20 protein-coding genes are annotated in these 17,249 nt (G+C 63.5%); 10 read left to right on the forward strand and 10 right to left on the reverse strand.

Features of this window, described 5'->3' with window-relative positions; genetic code table 11:
- The first annotated feature begins 94 nt into the window (after positions 1-94).
- Positions 95-1,135 carry a mitochondrial fission ELM1 family protein gene (locus RCO24_RS16330; protein ID WP_308963609.1) on the forward strand — a complete coding sequence of 347 codons (1,041 nt, stop codon included), beginning with the start codon at positions 95-97 and terminating at the stop codon, positions 1,133-1,135.
- Between the two features lie 13 nt (positions 1,136-1,148).
- Positions 1,149-1,913, forward strand: a complete 765-nt coding sequence (locus RCO24_RS16335) for a CPBP family intramembrane glutamic endopeptidase (RefSeq protein ID WP_308963610.1) — start codon at positions 1,149-1,151, stop codon at positions 1,911-1,913.
- Positions 1,914-1,925: 12 nt separating this feature from the next.
- Here the strand turns inward: RCO24_RS16335 and RCO24_RS16340 are convergent, their stop codons facing one another.
- On the reverse strand, positions 1,926-2,636 hold the full coding sequence (locus RCO24_RS16340) for a DUF1003 domain-containing protein (protein WP_308963611.1): 711 nt from the start codon (positions 2,634-2,636) through the stop codon (positions 1,926-1,928).
- Between the two features lie 172 nt (positions 2,637-2,808).
- Between RCO24_RS16340 and ettA the strand changes: the two genes are divergently transcribed.
- The 3 genes from ettA to RCO24_RS16355 all read left to right on the forward strand — a co-directional run bounded on the left by ettA (position 2,809) and on the right by RCO24_RS16355 (position 5,235).
- Entirely contained in the window at positions 2,809-4,470 is a 1,662-nt protein-coding gene (ettA, locus tag RCO24_RS16345; protein ID WP_308963613.1) for an energy-dependent translational throttle protein EttA, read from the forward strand.
- 21 nt (positions 4,471-4,491) lie between these two features.
- Positions 4,492-4,881, forward strand: coding sequence for a hypothetical protein (locus RCO24_RS16350; RefSeq protein WP_308963614.1), 390 nt, complete (start codon positions 4,492-4,494; stop codon positions 4,879-4,881).
- A gap of 105 nt (positions 4,882-4,986) precedes the next feature.
- Positions 4,987-5,235 (forward strand): hypothetical protein, encoded by a 249-nt coding sequence (locus RCO24_RS16355; RefSeq protein ID WP_308963616.1) that lies wholly within the window; start codon positions 4,987-4,989, stop codon positions 5,233-5,235.
- An 18-nt stretch (positions 5,236-5,253) separates the two neighbouring features.
- Here RCO24_RS16355 and RCO24_RS16360 read toward each other — a convergent pair whose 3' ends face one another.
- Both RCO24_RS16360 and RCO24_RS16365 read right to left on the reverse strand, forming a co-directional pair.
- A complete protein-coding gene (locus tag RCO24_RS16360; RefSeq protein ID WP_308963617.1) occupies positions 5,254-5,787 on the reverse strand; it encodes a hypothetical protein in 534 nt (177 codons plus the stop codon).
- 308 nt (positions 5,788-6,095) lie between these two features.
- The gene (locus RCO24_RS16365) at positions 6,096-6,905 is read right to left on the reverse strand and encodes a pentapeptide repeat-containing protein (protein WP_308963619.1); all 810 of its coding nucleotides are present in this window, start codon (positions 6,903-6,905) and stop codon (positions 6,096-6,098) included.
- A 121-nt stretch (positions 6,906-7,026) separates the two neighbouring features.
- On the opposite strand from RCO24_RS16365, the gene RCO24_RS16370 reads away from it, so the two are divergent.
- Positions 7,027-7,686, forward strand: coding sequence for a glutathione S-transferase family protein (locus RCO24_RS16370; protein WP_308963620.1), 660 nt, complete (start codon positions 7,027-7,029; stop codon positions 7,684-7,686).
- A gap of 13 nt (positions 7,687-7,699) precedes the next feature.
- Here the strand turns inward: RCO24_RS16370 and RCO24_RS16375 are convergent, their stop codons facing one another.
- Positions 7,700-8,212, reverse strand: a complete 513-nt coding sequence (locus RCO24_RS16375) for a DUF1801 domain-containing protein (protein ID WP_308963621.1) — start codon at positions 8,210-8,212, stop codon at positions 7,700-7,702.
- Between the two features lie 22 nt (positions 8,213-8,234).
- Positions 8,235-8,777, reverse strand: coding sequence for a DUF1801 domain-containing protein (locus tag RCO24_RS16380; RefSeq protein ID WP_308963622.1), 543 nt, complete (start codon positions 8,775-8,777; stop codon positions 8,235-8,237).
- Between the two features lie 237 nt (positions 8,778-9,014).
- On the opposite strand from RCO24_RS16380, the gene RCO24_RS16385 reads away from it, so the two are divergent.
- A complete protein-coding gene (locus RCO24_RS16385) occupies positions 9,015-9,443 on the forward strand; it encodes a hypothetical protein (protein ID WP_308963623.1) in 429 nt (142 codons plus the stop codon).
- A 37-nt stretch (positions 9,444-9,480) separates the two neighbouring features.
- Here the strand turns inward: RCO24_RS16385 and RCO24_RS16390 are convergent, their stop codons facing one another.
- The 3 genes from RCO24_RS16390 to RCO24_RS16400 all read right to left on the reverse strand — a co-directional run bounded on the left by RCO24_RS16390 (position 9,481) and on the right by RCO24_RS16400 (position 12,797).
- Positions 9,481-10,299, reverse strand: a complete 819-nt coding sequence (locus RCO24_RS16390; RefSeq protein WP_308963625.1) for a pentapeptide repeat-containing protein — start codon at positions 10,297-10,299, stop codon at positions 9,481-9,483.
- A gap of 107 nt (positions 10,300-10,406) precedes the next feature.
- Positions 10,407-11,852 carry a hypothetical protein gene (locus RCO24_RS16395; protein ID WP_308963626.1) on the reverse strand — a complete coding sequence of 482 codons (1,446 nt, stop codon included), beginning with the start codon at positions 11,850-11,852 and terminating at the stop codon, positions 10,407-10,409.
- 186 nt (positions 11,853-12,038) lie between these two features.
- On the reverse strand, positions 12,039-12,797 hold the full coding sequence (locus tag RCO24_RS16400) for a Crp/Fnr family transcriptional regulator (RefSeq protein WP_308963627.1): 759 nt from the start codon (positions 12,795-12,797) through the stop codon (positions 12,039-12,041).
- Positions 12,798-12,992: 195 nt separating this feature from the next.
- Here RCO24_RS16400 and RCO24_RS16405 point away from each other — a divergent pair, with 195 nt between their 5' ends.
- From RCO24_RS16405 to RCO24_RS16415, 3 genes are all read left to right on the forward strand, one after another.
- Positions 12,993-13,439 (forward strand): response regulator, encoded by a 447-nt coding sequence (locus RCO24_RS16405; protein WP_308963628.1) that lies wholly within the window; start codon positions 12,993-12,995, stop codon positions 13,437-13,439.
- A 110-nt stretch (positions 13,440-13,549) separates the two neighbouring features.
- Complete coding sequence (locus RCO24_RS16410) at positions 13,550-15,307, forward strand: glucan ABC transporter ATP-binding protein/ permease (RefSeq protein WP_308963630.1); 1,758 nt, start codon at positions 13,550-13,552, stop codon at positions 15,305-15,307.
- Positions 15,308-15,382: 75 nt separating this feature from the next.
- The gene (locus RCO24_RS16415) at positions 15,383-15,841 is read left to right on the forward strand and encodes a DUF6790 family protein (RefSeq protein ID WP_308963632.1); all 459 of its coding nucleotides are present in this window, start codon (positions 15,383-15,385) and stop codon (positions 15,839-15,841) included.
- 13 nt (positions 15,842-15,854) lie between these two features.
- On the opposite strand, the gene RCO24_RS16420 is transcribed toward RCO24_RS16415, so the two are convergent.
- A complete protein-coding gene (locus RCO24_RS16420) occupies positions 15,855-16,772 on the reverse strand; it encodes an EamA family transporter (RefSeq protein ID WP_308963633.1) in 918 nt (305 codons plus the stop codon).
- 51 nt (positions 16,773-16,823) lie between these two features.
- Positions 16,824-17,231 (reverse strand): DUF983 domain-containing protein, encoded by a 408-nt coding sequence (locus RCO24_RS16425; RefSeq protein ID WP_308963635.1) that lies wholly within the window; start codon positions 17,229-17,231, stop codon positions 16,824-16,826.
- Positions 17,232-17,249 lie beyond the last annotated feature (18 nt).

Consider the following 17,249-nt stretch of genomic DNA (forward strand, 5'->3'; position numbering starts at 1 on the left):
GCAACAAATGCAAAGATTTACTCGGCAAAACAGTCGCACTCTTGCCAGGCGGACGGAGACTCGACAGACGAACCGACTGCGGGGAAGGTGAGGCATGCAGAACCCGACAGGGACGATGGGGCATACGCGCTCCGGCCACGCACACCCTCTTGCCGGCGCGCGCGGCTGGATCATCAGCGACGGCAAGGCTGGCCATGAAGCGCTTTGCCTCGGCGTTGCGGCCGCGCTCGGCCTTTCGGTCGAGATCAAGCGGATTGCGCCAAGCGGGATTTGGAAAGCGCTCGCTCCCTGGGGGCCGGTGTCACCAAGCGAGCGCTTCGGAGCCCCCCACACCACTTTTGCGCCGCCCTGGCCGCAGATCGCGCTGGCCGCCGGCCGCACCACAACGCCCTACATCCGCGCGCTGAAGAAGAAGGCAGGCCTCAAGACCTTCACCGTCGTGATGATGGACCCGAAAACCGGGCCGGCAACCGCTGATCTCTTCTGGGTGCCCGAGCATGATCGCCGCCGTGGCCCCAACGTGATCGCAACGCTCACCGCGCCACACCCCTTGTCGCCGCAACGCCTCGCAGATGTCCGCAAGACGCCCGATGCCGCCATCGATGCTTTGAAAGCCCCGCGCGTCGCCGTGCTCGTTGGCGGTCCCAACGAGCGTTACCGCTATCCGAAGCCGGTGATCGACAGATTAGCCGACACGGTGCGCTCCCTCGTCGATCTCGGCGCGGGGCTGATGATCACGGTCTCCCGCCGTACGCCACCCGAATTGGTCGCGGCCCTCGACGACGCCGTGCAGGGAACGAATGCGATCTTCTGGAAAGGCGAGGGACCCAATCCCTATTCGGCCTTCCTCGCCCACGCCGACACCTTCCTGGTGACGGCCGACAGCGTGAACATGGTCGGCGAAGCCGCCGCCACCGGCAAGCCCATCTATGTGTTCGAGCCGCAGGGCGGCGCCGACAAGTTCACCGCGTTCCATGCCGCGCTGCGCGCCAAGGGCGTGACACGGGAAGCCCCCGACCGCTTCGAAACGATCGGCGAGTGGACCTATACGCCCCTCTACGCGGCCGATACCATTGCCGCCGAAATCGCGCAGCGCTGGCAGCGCCGCAAAAGCCTTCTCTCCGGCCTGACCTGATACGATGACGATCTTGAGCGACACGGCAATTCCGAGAGAGAAGCGCACGATGCGCGCCGGCGGCACGGTTCCGCTGGCCCGTACGCTTTCGCTTCCGATGGGCCTCTGGCTCCTGATCGAGATGGCGCTGCTGTTCGGAGCCGCGCCCCTCGTCATGTCCTGGCTGGTGCACGGCGAGCGCATTCCCTTGCTCTCGGAGTACATCCCGCCCGGAACCAAGCTCCCGATCTTCGTCGCGCTGTTGCCGGTGCTTTTTATCGCCGCCTTCTTGCTGCTCATCGATCCGAGCTTCCGCCTCAGGGACGAGCTGCGGCGCGGCCTAGGCTGGCGCAATGCGCTGTCGATCGTGCTGATTTTTCTCATCATGGGCGGCGCCGCGACGTGGTGGATCAAGACCTATCACCCGTCGTGGTTCCTGGAGTTTCCGACCAACCGGCCGGACACCTACATGCGCATCATGATCGCCTATCCGATCTTCTCGGTGGCCGCGCAGGAGCTGCTCTACCGTTCGTTCTTCTTCCATCGCTACGGCCCCCTGTTTGGAAACCACGCGTGGCTGATCGTGATCGTCAACGGGCTGCTGTTCGGCTACGCGCACATCGTCATGAACTCGATGTTCGCCATCGCCGCGACCGCCATGGGCGGCATGATCCTCGCGGCCCGCTATGCGATGACGCGCTCGTTCTGGGCGGTATTTATCGAGCACACGCTGTGGGGCTGGCTGATCTTCACCATCGGCCTCGGCCGTTACTTCTTCACCGGCGTCTCGAACGTGTGAGGCTCGCCGCCATCACTTCCGCCTGTCCTGCATGCTCTCGAGCTGAAGCTGCTGGATTTCGGCGAGCCGCTGCCACTGCTTGCTGATCAGGTGATCGAGCTTTTCGTGCAGGTGGCGGATCTCGAGCTCGGCCTTGAGGTTCACCTGGTAATCGTTGAGCGAGCGGGCGCGGTCCTTCGCCTCCTGCCGCTTCTGGCTCATCATGATGATCGGCGCCTGCAGCGCGGCGATGCAGGAGAGAATGAGATTGAGCAGGATGAACGGGTAGGGGTCGAACGCCGTTTGATCCCCGCGAGCGAGATTGAAGGCGATCCAGATCCCGAGCAGCATCAGGAAGCTCAGAATGAACAGCCAGCTGCCGCCGAAGTTCGCGAGATGGTCCGACACGATCTCGCCGAACGTGCGCTTCTCGTCGAACTCCGCCTCGACGTTCTCCGACAGCATCTCGTTGGTGGCGAGGCTGTCCGCAACGCGCCGTTCGAGGGCGCTGATCTCGCCGGTTTCGTCGCGGAGCAATTCTTCCACATAGAGGGCCCGGTAGCGTGCCAGCTCCTCGCGGGCGATCAGCGCGTCATGGGCGAGGTCCGGATGCTCGCGCCGGATGCGGTCGACGAGGCTTGGGCGCACGGTCTCGAGGTTCACGAGCTGCCGGCGCGGCCACTCCCGCCCCGAGATCGCGCAGGCCGTCTTGTCGGGCTTCGGAGTGTGCGGCGGCTTCGACATGAGGGCACCTCGGCAGGATCTTGCGGCTCAGGTGGAGGGAAGGCGGAACAACCACAATAGGATCAGCGGCTTACATATCCGTAATTCTCCCGATCCCGGCGATTGAGATTGACCGGGCGATCGGCTAAAACCCGGCAACTCCCGAAACAGCGCAAACGCAAGAGGCGCCCGAATGGCTGCGGCCCACCAGTACGTCTATCACATGCACAAGCTCTCCAAGACCTACCCGGGGGGCAAGCAGGTTTTGAAGGACATTTCGCTGTCCTTCCTGCCGGGCGCCAAGATTGGCGTCGTGGGCCTGAACGGCGCCGGCAAGTCGACACTTCTCAAGATCATGTCCGGTACGGTGGACGACTTCCTCGGAGAAGCCCGTCCCGCCGACGGCATCAAGGTCGGCTACCTGCCCCAGGAGCCGGAGCTCGATCCCGACAAGGACGTCCTCGGCAACGCCATGGAGGGCGTCGCCGAGAAGAAGGCGATCCTCGACCGCTACAACGAGATCGCCGCCAACTACTCCGAAGAGACCGCCGACGAGATGACGGCGCTCCAGGATCAGATCGACGCGCTGAACCTGTGGGATCTCGACACCCAGGTCGAGCAGGCGCTGGATGCGCTGCGCTGTCCGCCGGGCGATGCCGAAGTCACCAAGCTCTCGGGCGGCGAAAAGCGCCGCGTGGCGCTGACCCGCCTTCTGCTGTCGAAGCCCGATATCCTGCTGCTCGACGAGCCGACCAACCACTTGGACGCCGAGAGCGTCGCCTGGCTCGAGCACTTCCTGAAGGAGTACACGGGCTGCGTCATCCTCGTGACCCATGACCGCTACTTCCTCGACAACCTCACCGACTGGACGCTGGAGCTGGATCGCGGCCAGGGCGTGCCGTGGAAGGGCAACTACTCGAGCTGGCTCGAGCAGAAGGCCAAGCGCGCGGAGAGCGAGAAGGCGGCCGAGGAGGGCCGGCAGAAGCAGTTGGCGCGCGAGCTCGAGTGGATCCGTTCGTCACCCAAGGCGCGTCAGGCGAAATCGAAGGCCCGTATCTCGGCCTATGACAAGCTCGTCGAGGAGGCCGGTCGCGAGGAGGTCGGCAAGGCCTCGTTCTCGATTGCCGCTGGTCCGCGTCTCGGCGACATGGTGATCGAAGCAGAAGGACTGACCAAGGCCTTCGGTGATCGCCTCCTGATCGACAATCTCTCCTTCAAGCTGCCGCCCGGCGGCATCGTCGGCGTGATCGGTCCCAACGGCGCCGGCAAGACGACGCTGTTCAAGATGCTGACCGGTGTCGAAACGCCGGATGGCGGAACCATCAAGCTCGGCCCGACCGTAAAGCTCTCCTACGTCGACCAGAGCCGCAGCCACCTCGACGACAAGAAGACCGTCTGGGAGGAAATCTCGGGCGGCCTCGACATCATGAAGTTCGGCGACAAGCGCGAGATGAGTTCGCGCGCCTATTGCGGCTGGTTCAACTTCAAGGGACCGGACCAGCAGAAGAAGGTCGGCCTGCTCTCAGGCGGTGAGCGCAATCGCGTCCACTTGGCCAAGATGCTGAAGGAGGGCGGCAACCTGCTGCTCCTCGACGAGCCGACCAACGACCTCGACACCGAAACGCTGGGCGCGCTCGAAGCAGCTCTCGAAGATTTCCCCGGCTGCGCCGTGGTCATCTCACACGATCGCTTCTTCCTCGATCGTCTCGCGACCCACATCCTGGCCTTCGAGGGCGACAGCCACGTCGAATGGTTCGAGGGCAACTTCGAAGCCTACGAGGAGGACAAGAAGCGCCGCCTCGGCGAAGCCGCCGTCGAGCCGCACCGCATCAAGTACAAGCGCTTCGAGCGGTAAGGCATCCGGGAAGGGGGCGATATGACGGGCAATTGGAACATCATCCTCGTCATATCGCTCGGAGCCGCGGTCGCGTCGGTGCTTGTGCTGAACCTCAAGTCTCGTTTCTACGACGAGAGCGACAGCAACCCGCCGACCCTGCGGCACGTCGCGGCTTATTTCCTCGCCTATGTCCTGGGCTTCTTGGCCGTCGAAACGTTTGATCGGCCGTGGTCGCTGTTGGCGGTCGCGGCGGTTGCCGCGATCGCCTTCGCTGTGACGCTGAACGGCCGCAAACCTCTGATGACGCGCGACTACGCCCGCACGGCGGCGCTGACGTTCGCCGTGTTTTTCGCGCTTTGGGGACTGCATCAAGCGCTGCTGTTGATCGGCATCGACCTGCTCGCGAAGGATTTTGTCGCTCGCTCCTGAGACGGCTCGGACGCCAATATCGTTAAAGGTACTTACGGATTTGTATGCGGCGAACCTCGGTGCGATCCCTATGATGGCGAAAGGGGGAAACCACAGGAGGATCCGATGAAGAGGTTCGCTGTTTCTTTCCTAATCCTCGCCAGCTTTGCCGGAAGCGCGGCGCTCGCCGACGACAGCTGCAAGATGCAGGCGGCGGCAAAAAGCCTGCATGGCGCCGCGGAAACCAGTTTCCTGAAGAAATGCGCATCTGACGCCAAGACCAAATGCGAGGCCGACGCCAAGGCCAAGAACCTGCACGGCGCCGCACAAACGAGTTTCGTGACCAAGTGCGCAAAGGACGCCTCGGGCGCGTAAAGGCGGGCCGCGCTCGCTTCAGCCAAGCCGGAACATGTTGCGTAACGCAAGGCCGATCAGAAACAGGAAGATCGCCGACAGCAGGCTTTCGAGCAGAGACAGCTTGCCCACCCACGTCGGAATTGCGCCGCTGCGCCCGTTGTCGACAAGGCCATAGAGGCACCCATAGGTCCGCCGCGACGTGTCCGAGCGGTCGAAGATCAGCGCGTTTCGGATCGAGAGGCTGAGCGCCTCAGTCAGTTTGTCGGTCGGCTGGAGTTCGAGTTCCGCTTTATCTACGCTTCCGTGGCACTCGCGGGCCCACGCAGCCTTCGGATCGGTCGACTGCGCACCCGCGTAAAACAGCGCCGAGAAGGTCGTGACCACGGCTAACAGCCCGATGAGTGGGCGCAGGATGGAGCGCCCGTAGTCGGACACGAGCTGATAGAGCCATCCGAGCCAGAAGCGGCTGGCATTGCGCCCGAACGGCTCATCCACCCAGAAGCGCCGGGCTGCGATTTCGTCGGCATTGAACTGAAGCGCACTGGTGTGATCGTTGCCTTGCTCGGCCATGCCGCGTAGCGCGCGAAACTTGGCGTGCTCGTCTTTGTTCGACGCGTGCTTCGCCCAGTCCAACGGCGGGCGACGGCGATCATCCTCGACTGCCCAGCGGGTGAAGCACGATGCGATTTCCGCGTCATCTAGTTGCGGGGCTTCGTGAAACGAAGCCTCACGAAAATCCGGTGTTGAACGGAACGTGGCGCCAAGTGAGAACGAGCGCTCGCTCTTGATCGAGCGGAAACTAGCCGTGTCAAACTTTGCTCCATAGAATGTTACGGATCCCAAAAAATTTGCGAGGGCGAAAGACGCGCGAGTGAATCTCACGCCTTTAAAAAAACGCGCTTCCGAAATATTGCGCCATCGAACGTGGAGGATTTGTTAAATCGGGCGCCGTCGAACCACACGTCGCAACTAAACACGGTGCCATCAAAGTCGGCATCATCATTAAAACGGGCAACTTCAAAAGATGCGTCGCCGTTGAACGTTGAATTGTCGAATTCGACGCCACTATTGAATTTGGTGCCGTCGAATTCGCCATTGCCGCCGAATGTTGCATCTTTAAAAGAAGAGAGGCCGATGATTTTTACATTAGTAAACCAAACCGAGTCGTGAAAAGCACAGCCCTGGAATGTGATGTCGCCCCCAAATGTTGAGTTGTGGAACGCGGTGGCGCCAGCGAAGTTTGCGTTGCTAAACCAAACGTCACCGCCAAAATAGGCGCTGCCAAATAGGGTCTCTCCTAGCGGGTGAATATCGTTTCCAAATTGTGTTCCATTAAAATAAGCTGAGTAGGGAAAAACGTACCGTCTAAAATCGACTCCGCTGAGAAAGCAAAGCTGCGAAAAGTCTGCCGTGGCTATTTCGTTGAAGATAGGCCGAAACTTCTTTTCCGGGCGCAGCTTTCGCATCGCCGCTCCCCAGGCGTTCCACATCTCAACGCCTTCGATCCAGCGATTGACGCACGCGTTCTGGCGCGCAACTTCAAAGGCGTCGCTCTCGATGTCGAGTCCTCTTGCCCACGGGTTCAGCGCGTAGAGGGCCTCCAGCCACTCTTGTTCCGCACGCGCCGCTTCGGCGTCCTGCTCCGCCGCGTCTCGGTCCCGATCCTCGCTCCCCCGCGCGCTGTCCATGCGTCCGCCCCGTCATTCCTCCCAATCCTAAAAAAGACCTAGCACGGACGGATTGCAGCTTCCACGCAGTCGAGTTCGTCGTCTGCTCCTGATAGACTCCACTATCCAAGGAGCCCGCTCTATGACCCTCACGCTCTACGCGCACCCGTTCTCGTCCTACTGCCAGAAGGTGTTGATCGCGCTCTACGAGAACGCGACGCCCTTCACCTATCGCGAGTTCGGCCCCAACGACCCAGCCGCCGCCGAAGAATGGGCGCAGCTCTGGCCGATGAAGCGCATGCCGGTGCTCGTCGAAGCGGGCCGAACCGTGCTCGAGTCCAGCACCATCATCGAGTATCTCGAACTCCATCATCCGGGACCGGCTCGGCTCATCCCGCCTGATCCCGACGCTGCGCTCGACGTGCGCATGATGGATCGCATCTTTGACAACTACGTCATGACACCGATGCAGCGCTTCACGTTCGACCTTCTGCGTCCCGAGGCGAACCGCGATCCCTATGGTGTCCAACAGGCAAGGGACATGCTCGACATCGCGTACGCGTGGCTCGATGGCGCGCTCGCCGGGAAGGAGTGGGCGGCGGGCGGGGCGTTCAGTCTCGCCGACTGCGCCGCGGCGCCATCGCTGTTCTATGCCGATTGGGTTCACGAGATCCCAGCCCAGCTGTCGAACCTCAAAGCGTACCGGGCCCGACTGCTTGCACGTCCGTCGGTCGCGCGCTGTGTCGACGAGGCCCGCCCGTTCCGCAAGTTCTTCCCGCCCGGCGCCCCCGACCGCGACTAGGACAATCCGAGCCTCACGCGCTCTTTGGTTTGTTCTGCGCGCGCGCAGGGCGAGAGGCCGCGCGCTTAGACGCACTCGATGCCGAAGAGGTGTTCATCGCCACCGCGGCACGGATGAGGGCCTTGAACGCTTTCTCGTTGATCTTGTCGCCCTCATGCAGATCGATGGCGCGTCGCGTGTTGCCCTCGAGGCTGGCGTTGAACAGCCGTGAAGGATCCGAGAGCGAGGCGCCCTTGGCGAAGGTCAGCTTCACGACGGCCTTGTAAGTCTCGCCGGTACAGATGAGCCCATCGTGCTCCCACACCGGAACACCGAGCATCCCGTTCGACGGCTTTCGCCATTTCACGTCCTCGACCGCGTCGGGATCGGCCTCTCTGATGAGAGCGCGCACCCGAGCGAGCATCTCGCCGCGCCAGCCACCAATCTCCTCGATCCGCGCATCGATCAGCCGAGCGGATGAGGCGTCGCCTTCTCCGGCCCTCTTGGCGGTCGCTCTCTTGTTCGACAGTGTCGTCGCTCTCTTCATGACATGCCCCCTCGGGAACCGCTCACATCTTCTCTCCGGGCAATTGGCTCGCCTGCTTCACCCAGGCGGCAAACTGCGCTTCGTCGAACCCATCGCCCTCGCGGATGTCGAGATAACGCACCTCCTTCTGCTTGGATGCGCCGGGTGGGACAGGACGCAGCGACCCGCCACGAAAGAACGCCACCTTGATGTACTTCGCGAAGACGTGAAGGCCGAGGAACCAGGTTCCTTCGTTTTCCGCGCCCTCGGCCCCGTACAGCGGCGAGTTCCATTTGACCGCCTTTCGCACGCCGGGAACGGTGCGCACGATGAGTGCGTCGAGGCGGCGCCCGACGTTGCTCTTCCAGCCCGGCATGGCCGCGATGTAGGCCTGCACCGGCGCATCGCCGTACCCCTTCGCGATTTGAGGGTTGCCGCCCGAAAGGAGCGCCGGCTTTTCCGCGCTGCGGGACTGCGACTTTGACTTCGGCTGCGCCTTGCGCGGCTTCGACCCCGAGCCCACGACCCGTTTGGGGGCGGCCTTCTTCGCGACCTTCGCCGTCTTCCTGGACGTCGTCTTGGCCATTGAACTCCCTCGCACCGATAGGCGAGCAATCAATCAACCGGATTGCGGCTTTCTGGAAGCCGGCAACGAACCTGCGTAGCGTTTCAGCATGCTGCTCGCGCGTTCTGCAAATGGCGCACAGGCGCATCCCCCAAGCAACCCGCTCCCCAGAAAAATGCGCGTTAAGCATGAGAGCCAGTTGACCGCTCCCGCGACGCGTTTTTGAATGTTTTACGACAGTCGATTGGGAGAGCGCCCATGACGAATCTCGTTGCCGTAGGCCACTTGAACGTCTGCGCCGTCGCCGCCCTTTGCATCGCGGCCCTTGGAGCGTCGCCGGCTTCCGCCCTCCATTCGGGCGCGAGCGACATGCTGTTCGACACCGGAGAGGTCCACGATCTCCCCGCGATCGATGGCAGCGGCGAGCTGGTTTATCTCGATTTCAACGCTCCGTTGGAGCGCATCGTTGCCTCCCTGCTGCGGACATCCTCGTACGCGTGGCCTTACGAGGCTTTCGAGACCTTGGTGAAAAAGCATGGGCGCAGCAAAGTGCGCGCCGCCATCGCAGCCCACCTGCGCACCATGTCCGACCGCGCGCTTCTGATGACCCACAAGGGCGCGGCCGCAGACACGACATCGCCGCTGTCCGAGCTGCATCTGCCGGGCGATACATGGCTTGGAAAATGAGCTGATCGCGGTGCCGACGATCGTCGGCCGGATCTGTCTATTTCGCGTAGGCGCGATCGAGATTGCGGGCCTTGTCGAAGTTCACGACGGCGTCGCGCCCGACGAGCTGCTCGATATGGGCGGAGGCGAGATCGGCGCCATTGAAATCCGCTTTCGTCACGTTGGTGCCGGTGAAGTCGGCGCCGGCAAGCGCCGCGCCGGCGAGAATGCTGCCTGACAGATCGGCGTCTTTGAGGGAGGCGAACTCGAGCACGGCGCCGATCAGTCCGGCGTTGGTGATCGTCGCTCGATCGAGTTTCGCCGAGCGCAGAATGAACGGATGGCGACGGCTATCGCGCGCGGGCTTGCCGCCGGTCATGTTGATGCCGTCGAGGTGCGCCCCGACGAGGCTCGCTTGCGTCAGGTCGCACGCGACGCGCGCATCGCTGAGATCGGCGCGGTCGAGCTTGGCGCGCAGGAGCTGAGCCGAGACCACGCTGGCGCCCTTGAGGTTGGCACCGGACAGGTCGATTTCGACACCCCAGGCCTGGTCGAGCTTTGCCCCGGCCAGGTTGGCGCCCTTGAGGCTGGTGCCGTTTAGGCGCGCTGCAAACAGGTTCGCACCGTGCAAATCCAATCCCGACAGATCGAGCCGGTTGAGCTGCTTGCCGCTGAAGTCGACGCCGCCAGCCGGGCCCGCATCGGTAATGGCCTTTTCGACGTCGGCGCGCGTGACTTCGGCTTTGGTGAAGGCCTCAGAGTTGAGGTCGATGTATTGCCAGAGATCCTGCGCGATGGCTGCGGAAGCGGAGATCAAAAAGCCGGCGGCGATGCAGGCGGCGAAGGGGACGGCAAGGCGGCGAGGCGGGAGGCGCATGGGAATTGTCCTTTTTCGCCATGCTAAGCATTCCCGCCTCGCGCGCGCCAGCCTGCTGCACCGCGCTCACGTAGCTGTGAGCGCGGCCGCTCACATCCGGGTAGGCCTTAAAGCTTGCCGTCTGTTGCCTTGGCGCCCACGATCGCGCCGACGATAAAGGCCGTCGCCTTGGCGCCGATCAGCGGAAAGATCTCGGCTGATGTTTCCTTCTTGCCGGCGAGACGCGCGGCGACGCCGGCCGCAAACCCTATCGCCGCCCAGCCGACTGGGGCGATCTCCGGGACTTTGTCGCGCACCGACGCCTCGGGCAGGAGATCGTCGCGACGCCCCAGACCGAGGCGATGACCGACAATTTCCAATTCCCATGGGGAAACCCCGTTGCTGCGTAGCGACGTGGCGATGTCGAGAAACGCGTCTCCTGACAGGCTTTCGCTGGAGCGCGCGATGGCCCACGGGAGCCTCGGCCCGATGATGGGCGGGAACGGAGGAAAGGGCGGCCGCCACGGGCCGTCGAAGGGCGGGATAACGGTTTGCGAGGTTGCTTCGCGTCCGTTCCCGAGATCCGCGACGAGCATTTCCATAAGGTCCGCCTGCGTGGCGAGGCGCGCGTTCAGCCTGTCGAGCACCGTCGGCAAGTGGCATGCGATCGCGTGCTCGGAGGCGGGAGAGGGATCGGTCTCGCCCGCGAAATGAAGACCGACGGCCTCGTTGTCGCTCGTGTACCAGATGCTGCCGCTGTCGCCGCCCCGGGAAATCTCCTCGTCCGATGGGTTTCCCTCGACCAGCGGAACGATCTCGAATCCATCGATTGTTCGCACGCCGACGTCGTAGTTGATGCTGTAGGAGCCGAACTTCTTCGCTTTGCCTGTTGTCGCTTCGGTCGTGCGTCCGACTTTGGAGAGGGTTTCGCCGAGCCGAACGCGCCGCGCACGCTGGAACGTGACGTTGGTGAGGAAAGTCGCGGGGATCCACCGCCGATCGCCGGTGAGGTGGGCGAGGGCCGCATCGCCGTCCTTGTCCAGGATCCACCGCTCGAGCGTCGCGATGTTGTCGCGGCCAGGGCGCCCGCCGTCCATGGAGCCCGGCTGCAGGATCTTGTCGCCGCCTCGCCCGGCGGCTCCCACGAGCACATGCCAGTTCGAAAGAACGGACGCCTTGTTCGACTGCTGGTCGACGACGAAACATCCGAGCGTGCCGGCCGTTATCGAGGGATGGCTGATGCTGATGCCGGCCTTCAGGATCTCGTGCCGGGCGGTGGATGAGGCAGCCTGCGTTGCGGCCGCACGCTGAGTAGCGGTACCTTGCGGCTTGAAATCGCGCGCAATGGTTTTTACCGGCAGGTTTTCGAATTTCTCCGGCAGCTTGTCCTTCTCGACCTCGGCTTCCGGCGCGGACGTGCTGTAGCTCACTTCGAGAAACGGCTTGTTCTTGTCGTCCAACGCGACCACGACCGCGGTCCGCGAATTGCTTTTCTTGAGCTGCTTCTTGAAGCGACTGAGCTTGCCTTCGAGCTCTGCCATCTCCTTGTCGCTGATGACCTCATCGCCACTCATGATTGCATCCTCCGGGGACAGAAAACATGCCATACAACCCTAAATAGCATCTGCACGGAGTAATATACAATCAAAAGTAGATGATATGGTTCATTTCGCGGGAAGCGAGCAATATTGAAGCTGAGCTACAGTCGGTTTCGGTTTGCCCGGCAAAGCCCCAGTCCCGCCAGTAGCGGCAGCGCGACCTCAGCTGCTCTCTTCGCCGTCCGGATAGACGCCGCGAAGCACGTCGTCGAAGTGGGCTTTCACGCTTTCATTGCAGAGGCACGAGCGCGCGAGGAGGGCGTCGCGGTCGCGCACCAGCAGCGCCCCGCGACGGGTTTCCAGAACGCCGTCCGCCTTGAAAACCTGAATGACGCGGCTGGTATAGCTGCGCCCCACGCCGAGCATGGAAGCGAGTTCGTCGTGCGTGAGCGGCACCAGATGGTCGCCGGTCCGATCCATTGCCGAAAGGATCCACTTGGCGGTGCGCTGTTCGATCGAATGGATGGCATTGCAGGCGGTCGATTGAAACACCTGCGCCAGCAGGCAATCGGCGTAGCGCGCGAACAGCGAGCGCAGGCTGGGCGATTGCCTTTTCGCGGCCTCGAGCTGGGTGACCGGCATGAGCCCAAACGGTCCGCCGAACTTGACCACGACCCGGCAATAGGCCGGCAGATGGCCGGAGCTCACGATGCCGCCGACGGCGCCTTCGCGCCCGATCAGGATGGTCTCGACATCGTTCCCGTCCGCGTTGGTGACGAGAAGCGACGCCAGGCTCGGCCCGCCGGGGAAATACACGGTCCCGACATTGTCGCCAGGCTTGTAGAGCAGTTCGCCAGCCTGCCTCTCCGTGAACTCCAGATGCGGAGAGAGCAACGCATAGTCGTTTGGGCGCAGCGCGCGGAGCAGATTGCTGGCGAACGGCGCGTCATCAATATGCGAGGACGCATCACTCGGGCTCACGCGGGATACTCCTAAGAAGGTTGAGAGAACCCCCTTGTGTGCACAAGTGCACAGACAGGGCAAGCGCAATTTGATTGAGTAATGCGGATGACGAAACGGCGCGCAATTGGCGGCCGCGACGCTGCTACCGAGCAACTCTGGCCGATCCGGCAGAGCCTCTTAGTGTGGTCCAGTCGCGTGCGGGAGTAAGCGTCCATGAATTTGCTTGCTTGGTCCGACAGTCCCCCTCGTCTCGTAACAGGTCGTTCGATGGACATTACGAATGCATCGAATGACCCGGTGCCGGCGCGTCGCCGAATGCCGGCTGACGTGCTCCTCGTCGAGGACAACTTCATCATCGCGCTCGATACCGAGGATATGCTGCGCAAGCTCGGCGTCGAGAGCGTCCGCGTGGCGGCGAGCGTCTCCGAGGCGTTGGAATTCATCGCTGCGAAGCGCCCGGATTTCGCGCTGCTCGACGTGAACCTCGGAGACAACAAGTGCTTCGAGATTGCGGGGCTCCTCCGCGGCCTTGGCGCGCCGTTCGCCTTCGCCACCGGCTACGACGACAACGACGCCCTGCTGCCGGAATTCGCGGACGTCACGATCGTCTCTAAACCCTACAATGCCGACGATCTCGAAAAGGTGCTGGCAATCTTCTGAAGCCCGCCCCGGCGGCGTGCCAAACGGCCCAATTTCAGGGAATGTGCCCTCCCGCTAGGATGCGCCATCGCGTACTATGCGCGGCCATCTCGCCGGACAACCACACGCCCATGGATCTCCTTCGCCTTTACCAGCGCGCGCTCGGCATGCTCGCCGCCGAACGAACGCTTGCCATCGTACTTGCGGTCGCCTCCGTCGCCATCGGCCTCGTGCAACTGTTGGAGCCGATCCTGTTCGGTCGCGTCGTCGACACGCTGTCGCGCGGGGAGGCGGCCTTTCCGACCATCGCGCTATGGGCGGCGCTCGGCCTGGCGGGCATTCTGGCGAGCGTTGTCGTTGCCGTGTTCGCCGACAGGCTCGCCCACCGCCGCCACCTTGCAGCCATGGCGGACGCCTTCGAGCGCGCGATGACGCTGCCGCAGGGCTACCACGCCGACCGCGGCTCGGGCGCCGTGGTCCGCTCGATCCTGCAGGGCACCGACGCACTGTTCTGGCTCTGGCTCGGCGCCATGCGCGAGCAACTGACCGCCATCGCCGGCATCGTGCTTCTGGTACCGGCGGCCCTCGGCATGGACATGCGCATGGCCGCCATCCTGGCGCTGCTCGCCGCCGCCTATGTCGTCATGAACACGTTCGTCATGCGCAAGACCAAGGAAGGCCAAGCCAATGTCGAGCGCTACAACTCGGCGGTCTACGGCCGCGTCGGCGACGTCATCGGCAACGTCACGGTGGTGCAGAGCTTCGCCCGTCTCAAGGCAGAGACCGACGCCATGCGTTCGGTTATGAGCGATCTGCTGGCGGCCCAGTATCCCGTGCTGACGTGGTGGGGAATTCTCACGGTGCTGCAGCGCGCCGCCGGCACCATCACCATGGTCGCGGTATTTGCCATGGGCGCGGTGCTGGCCGGGCGCGGCGAGCTCTCCGTCGGCCAGATCGTGTCGTTCGTCGGCTTTGCAAACCTTCTGATCGCGAAGCTGGATCAAGTTGCGAGCTTCATCACCGCGATCCATCGTCAGGCGCCGGTGCTGAAGGGCTACTTCGCGTTGATCGACGAGCCGGACGGAATCGTCGAAAAGCCGGGTGCGCCACCGCTGCCGTCGGTAAAGGGCCAAGTGCGTTACGAGGGCGTGAGCTTCCGCTTTCCGGGCACCGACCAGGGCGTCCACGACGTCACGCTCGCCGCCGCGCCGGGCCAGACCATCGCGCTCGTCGGGCCGACGGGATCGGGAAAATCGACGACGCTCTCGCTCCTGATGCGCCTTCGTGCGCCCGACAGCGGCCGCATTGTCGTCGATGGTCATGACATCGCCGACGTCACGCTCCACTCGCTGCGCCAGCAGATCGCCGTCGTGTTCCAGGATGCCGGCCTGTTCAACCGCTCGATCGGCGACAACATCGCCATCGGCCGCCCGGGCGCCACCTTGGCCGAGGTCGAAGCCGCCGCACGACTGGCCGAAGCCCATGACTTCATCGCGAGAAAGCCCGGCGGCTATGGCTTCGTCATCGGCGAGCGCGGCGTGGCGCTTTCGGGCGGCGAGCGCCAGCGTCTCGCCATCGCGCGCGCCATTTTGAAGGAGGCGCCGATCCTGGTGCTCGACGAAGCGACCAGCGCGCTCGACGCCGAGACCGAAGCCCGCATCAAGCGGGCGCTCGACCGGCTGCGCCGAGGCCGCACGACCTTCATCATCGCGCATCGTCTTTCGACCGTCGCCAACGCCGACGAGATCCTCGTGCTCGATCAGGGCCGCATCGTAGAACGCGGGCGCTTCCGCGAGCTGGCGGAGGGCAGGGGACTCTTCGCACGCATGGTCTCCGAGGGCGGGTTCACGGTGCCGACATCGCCGGAGGAAGAGCGTCAGCAGTCGTGAATTCGCCGCACGAAGTGACATTCGAGCGCAATTGATGCACCGTAGGCGGAACGAGTGCCAGCGGAGCTTGCCTGTATGTATCTCGCGATTGTCGTTCTCCTGATGGGCGTGCTGCCCATCGCATCCGTCGTGCTCGAGATGGCCCTCGCGCCGGGCGCGGACCTGTTCCTGCTCATCGGGAAGTGGTTTGTGTTCTGGGCTATCGGGATTCGGCTGCTGATTGCCGGCGTGAGCCAGGTCTCAAAGCCTCAGACGACGGCCAACATCCTCGGCATGAAGGATGAGGCGTCCTTTGTGATCGTGCGGGAGCTTGGCTTCGCCAACCTCTCGATCGGCTCGATTGCGGCCGCGGCGCTGCTGATCCCGGGTTGGACGAATGCGGCAGCGTTGGCCGGCGGCATCTTCCTGGGCCTCGCCGGCGTGAACCACCTGCTCAAGGGCGAACGCAATGCCAAGGAGAACATCGCGATGATCTCCGATTTCGCGATTGCCGGCGTGATGGCACTTTTCCTGATCGCAGTGGCAATGCGCTGACGCGCCAGGAGGATCAGGCGGTTTCCCTCGCAGCCTTGGCCGCGCGCGCAGCAGCGAACTTCGGCCACAGCAGATTGAACGCCAGCCCCGCCATGACGAGCGCTGCCGCCGTGAGCTTCCAGTCCTGTAAGGGCTCGCCGAGCCACAGTGCCGAAGAGGCGATCCCGAACACCGGCACCAGAAGCGCCATGGGCGCGACCGTCGCCACCGGATAGCGCGAAAGCAGCCAGGCCCACATGGCGTACCCGAACATCGTATTGCCGATCGCCTGCCACAGCACCGCGCCCCATGTCGCGGCATCCGCCTCGACGAGACCGGTCCGGATCGCGGGCCAGCCTTCGAACAGGAGCGAGAACAGCAGGAGCGGGGGCACCGTGAACAGGCTGGCCCACACCACGTAGGCCAACATGTCAACGCCCGGCGAGCTCCGCACCACGATGTTGCTGCCGGCCCAGGAAGCGGCAGCCACCAGCACCAAGCCGAGCCCCAGCGGCGTCGTGTTTCCATCGGTGTGGGTCAGGATGAGCGCGAGCCCTGAAGCAGCCACCAGCACCGCCACGATTTGAAATGGCCGCACCTTCTCGCCTGTCAGCACGCTCGCGAGTGCGATCGTGAAGAACACCTGCGTCTGAACCACCAGTGAGGCGAGTCCCGGCGTGATGTGGCCGTTCATGGCGATGTAGAGGATGCCGAACTGCCCGGCCCCGACCAAAATTCCATACGCCGCGAGCGAGCGCCAAGGCACATCGGGCCGCTTCAGGAACAGCACAGCCGGAAAAAACGAAAAGGTGAAGCGCAATGCCGCGAGCAGCAGCGGCGGCAGGTGCTCGAGCGCGTCGTGGATGACCACGAAGTTCGAACCCCAGACAGCCGTCACCGCGACGGCGAAAAGTGCATCCCGCAGGGACAGGCTGTCGGACGAGGCGCTCAACGTCGCGCCCTTTCAATTGAGCTTACGAAAATACTGGCTCAGAGAGCCGGATCAGGACGTGGACACGGGCGCTGGGGCGAGGGCTGCTTTTCGCGCGCCGAACCCGTGCATGCCGAGCTTCCACTGCAGCGCCACGATGAAGCCTTTTACCGGCTGCAGCAGCGCAAGCGTCAGGACGACGGTGAGCGGGAGCCAAAGCGACCAGTGCACCCAAACCGGCGGCGCATAGGTGAATTCGGCCCACAGGACGAGGCCCACCACGATGTGCCCGACGATCGACATCACGATGTAAGCGGGCATGTCGTCGGCGCGATGGTGATGAAGCTCCTCGCCGCAGGATTCGCAACTGTCGGCAACCTTGAGGAACTTGCGGAACAGACGTCCTTCGCCGCACTGCGGGCAAGAGCACAGGGCGCCCCGGCGCAACGCCGTCGACATGGATGGACCTGTTTCCGTCATCACGACCTCCCGATTTAT

The organism is Hyphomicrobium sp. LHD-15 (genome assembly GCF_031157355.1).
In the GTDB taxonomy this organism is placed as follows: domain Bacteria; phylum Pseudomonadota; class Alphaproteobacteria; order Rhizobiales; family Hyphomicrobiaceae; genus Hyphomicrobium_C.

What these genes read in the sequence shown, in the direction of transcription:
- RCO24_RS16330 (WP_308963609.1), top strand. Translation starts at nt 95, where the DNA reads ATGCAGAACCCGACAGGGACGATGGGGCATACGCGCTCCGGCCACGCA.
- RCO24_RS16340 (WP_308963611.1), bottom strand. Translation starts at nt 2,636, where the DNA reads ATGTCGAAGCCGCCGCACACTCCGAAGCCCGACAAGACGGCCTGCGCG.
- ettA (WP_308963613.1), top strand. Translation starts at nt 2,809, where the DNA reads ATGGCTGCGGCCCACCAGTACGTCTATCACATGCACAAGCTCTCCAAG.
- RCO24_RS16350 (WP_308963614.1), top strand. Translation starts at nt 4,492, where the DNA reads ATGACGGGCAATTGGAACATCATCCTCGTCATATCGCTCGGAGCCGCG.
- RCO24_RS16355 (WP_308963616.1), top strand. Translation starts at nt 4,987, where the DNA reads ATGAAGAGGTTCGCTGTTTCTTTCCTAATCCTCGCCAGCTTTGCCGGA.
- RCO24_RS16360 (WP_308963617.1), bottom strand. Translation starts at nt 5,787, where the DNA reads ATGGCCGAGCAAGGCAACGATCACACCAGTGCGCTTCAGTTCAATGCC.
- RCO24_RS16365 (WP_308963619.1), bottom strand. Translation starts at nt 6,905, where the DNA reads ATGGACAGCGCGCGGGGGAGCGAGGATCGGGACCGAGACGCGGCGGAG.
- RCO24_RS16370 (WP_308963620.1), top strand. Translation starts at nt 7,027, where the DNA reads ATGACCCTCACGCTCTACGCGCACCCGTTCTCGTCCTACTGCCAGAAG.
- RCO24_RS16375 (WP_308963621.1), bottom strand. Translation starts at nt 8,212, where the DNA reads ATGAAGAGAGCGACGACACTGTCGAACAAGAGAGCGACCGCCAAGAGG.
- RCO24_RS16380 (WP_308963622.1), bottom strand. Translation starts at nt 8,777, where the DNA reads ATGGCCAAGACGACGTCCAGGAAGACGGCGAAGGTCGCGAAGAAGGCC.
- RCO24_RS16385 (WP_308963623.1), top strand. Translation starts at nt 9,015, where the DNA reads ATGACGAATCTCGTTGCCGTAGGCCACTTGAACGTCTGCGCCGTCGCC.
- RCO24_RS16390 (WP_308963625.1), bottom strand. Translation starts at nt 10,299, where the DNA reads ATGCGCCTCCCGCCTCGCCGCCTTGCCGTCCCCTTCGCCGCCTGCATC.
- RCO24_RS16395 (WP_308963626.1), bottom strand. Translation starts at nt 11,852, where the DNA reads ATGAGTGGCGATGAGGTCATCAGCGACAAGGAGATGGCAGAGCTCGAA.
- RCO24_RS16405 (WP_308963628.1), top strand. Translation starts at nt 12,993, where the DNA reads ATGAATTTGCTTGCTTGGTCCGACAGTCCCCCTCGTCTCGTAACAGGT.
- RCO24_RS16410 (WP_308963630.1), top strand. Translation starts at nt 13,550, where the DNA reads ATGGATCTCCTTCGCCTTTACCAGCGCGCGCTCGGCATGCTCGCCGCC.
- RCO24_RS16415 (WP_308963632.1), top strand. Translation starts at nt 15,383, where the DNA reads ATGTATCTCGCGATTGTCGTTCTCCTGATGGGCGTGCTGCCCATCGCA.
- RCO24_RS16425 (WP_308963635.1), bottom strand. Translation starts at nt 17,231, where the DNA reads ATGACGGAAACAGGTCCATCCATGTCGACGGCGTTGCGCCGGGGCGCC.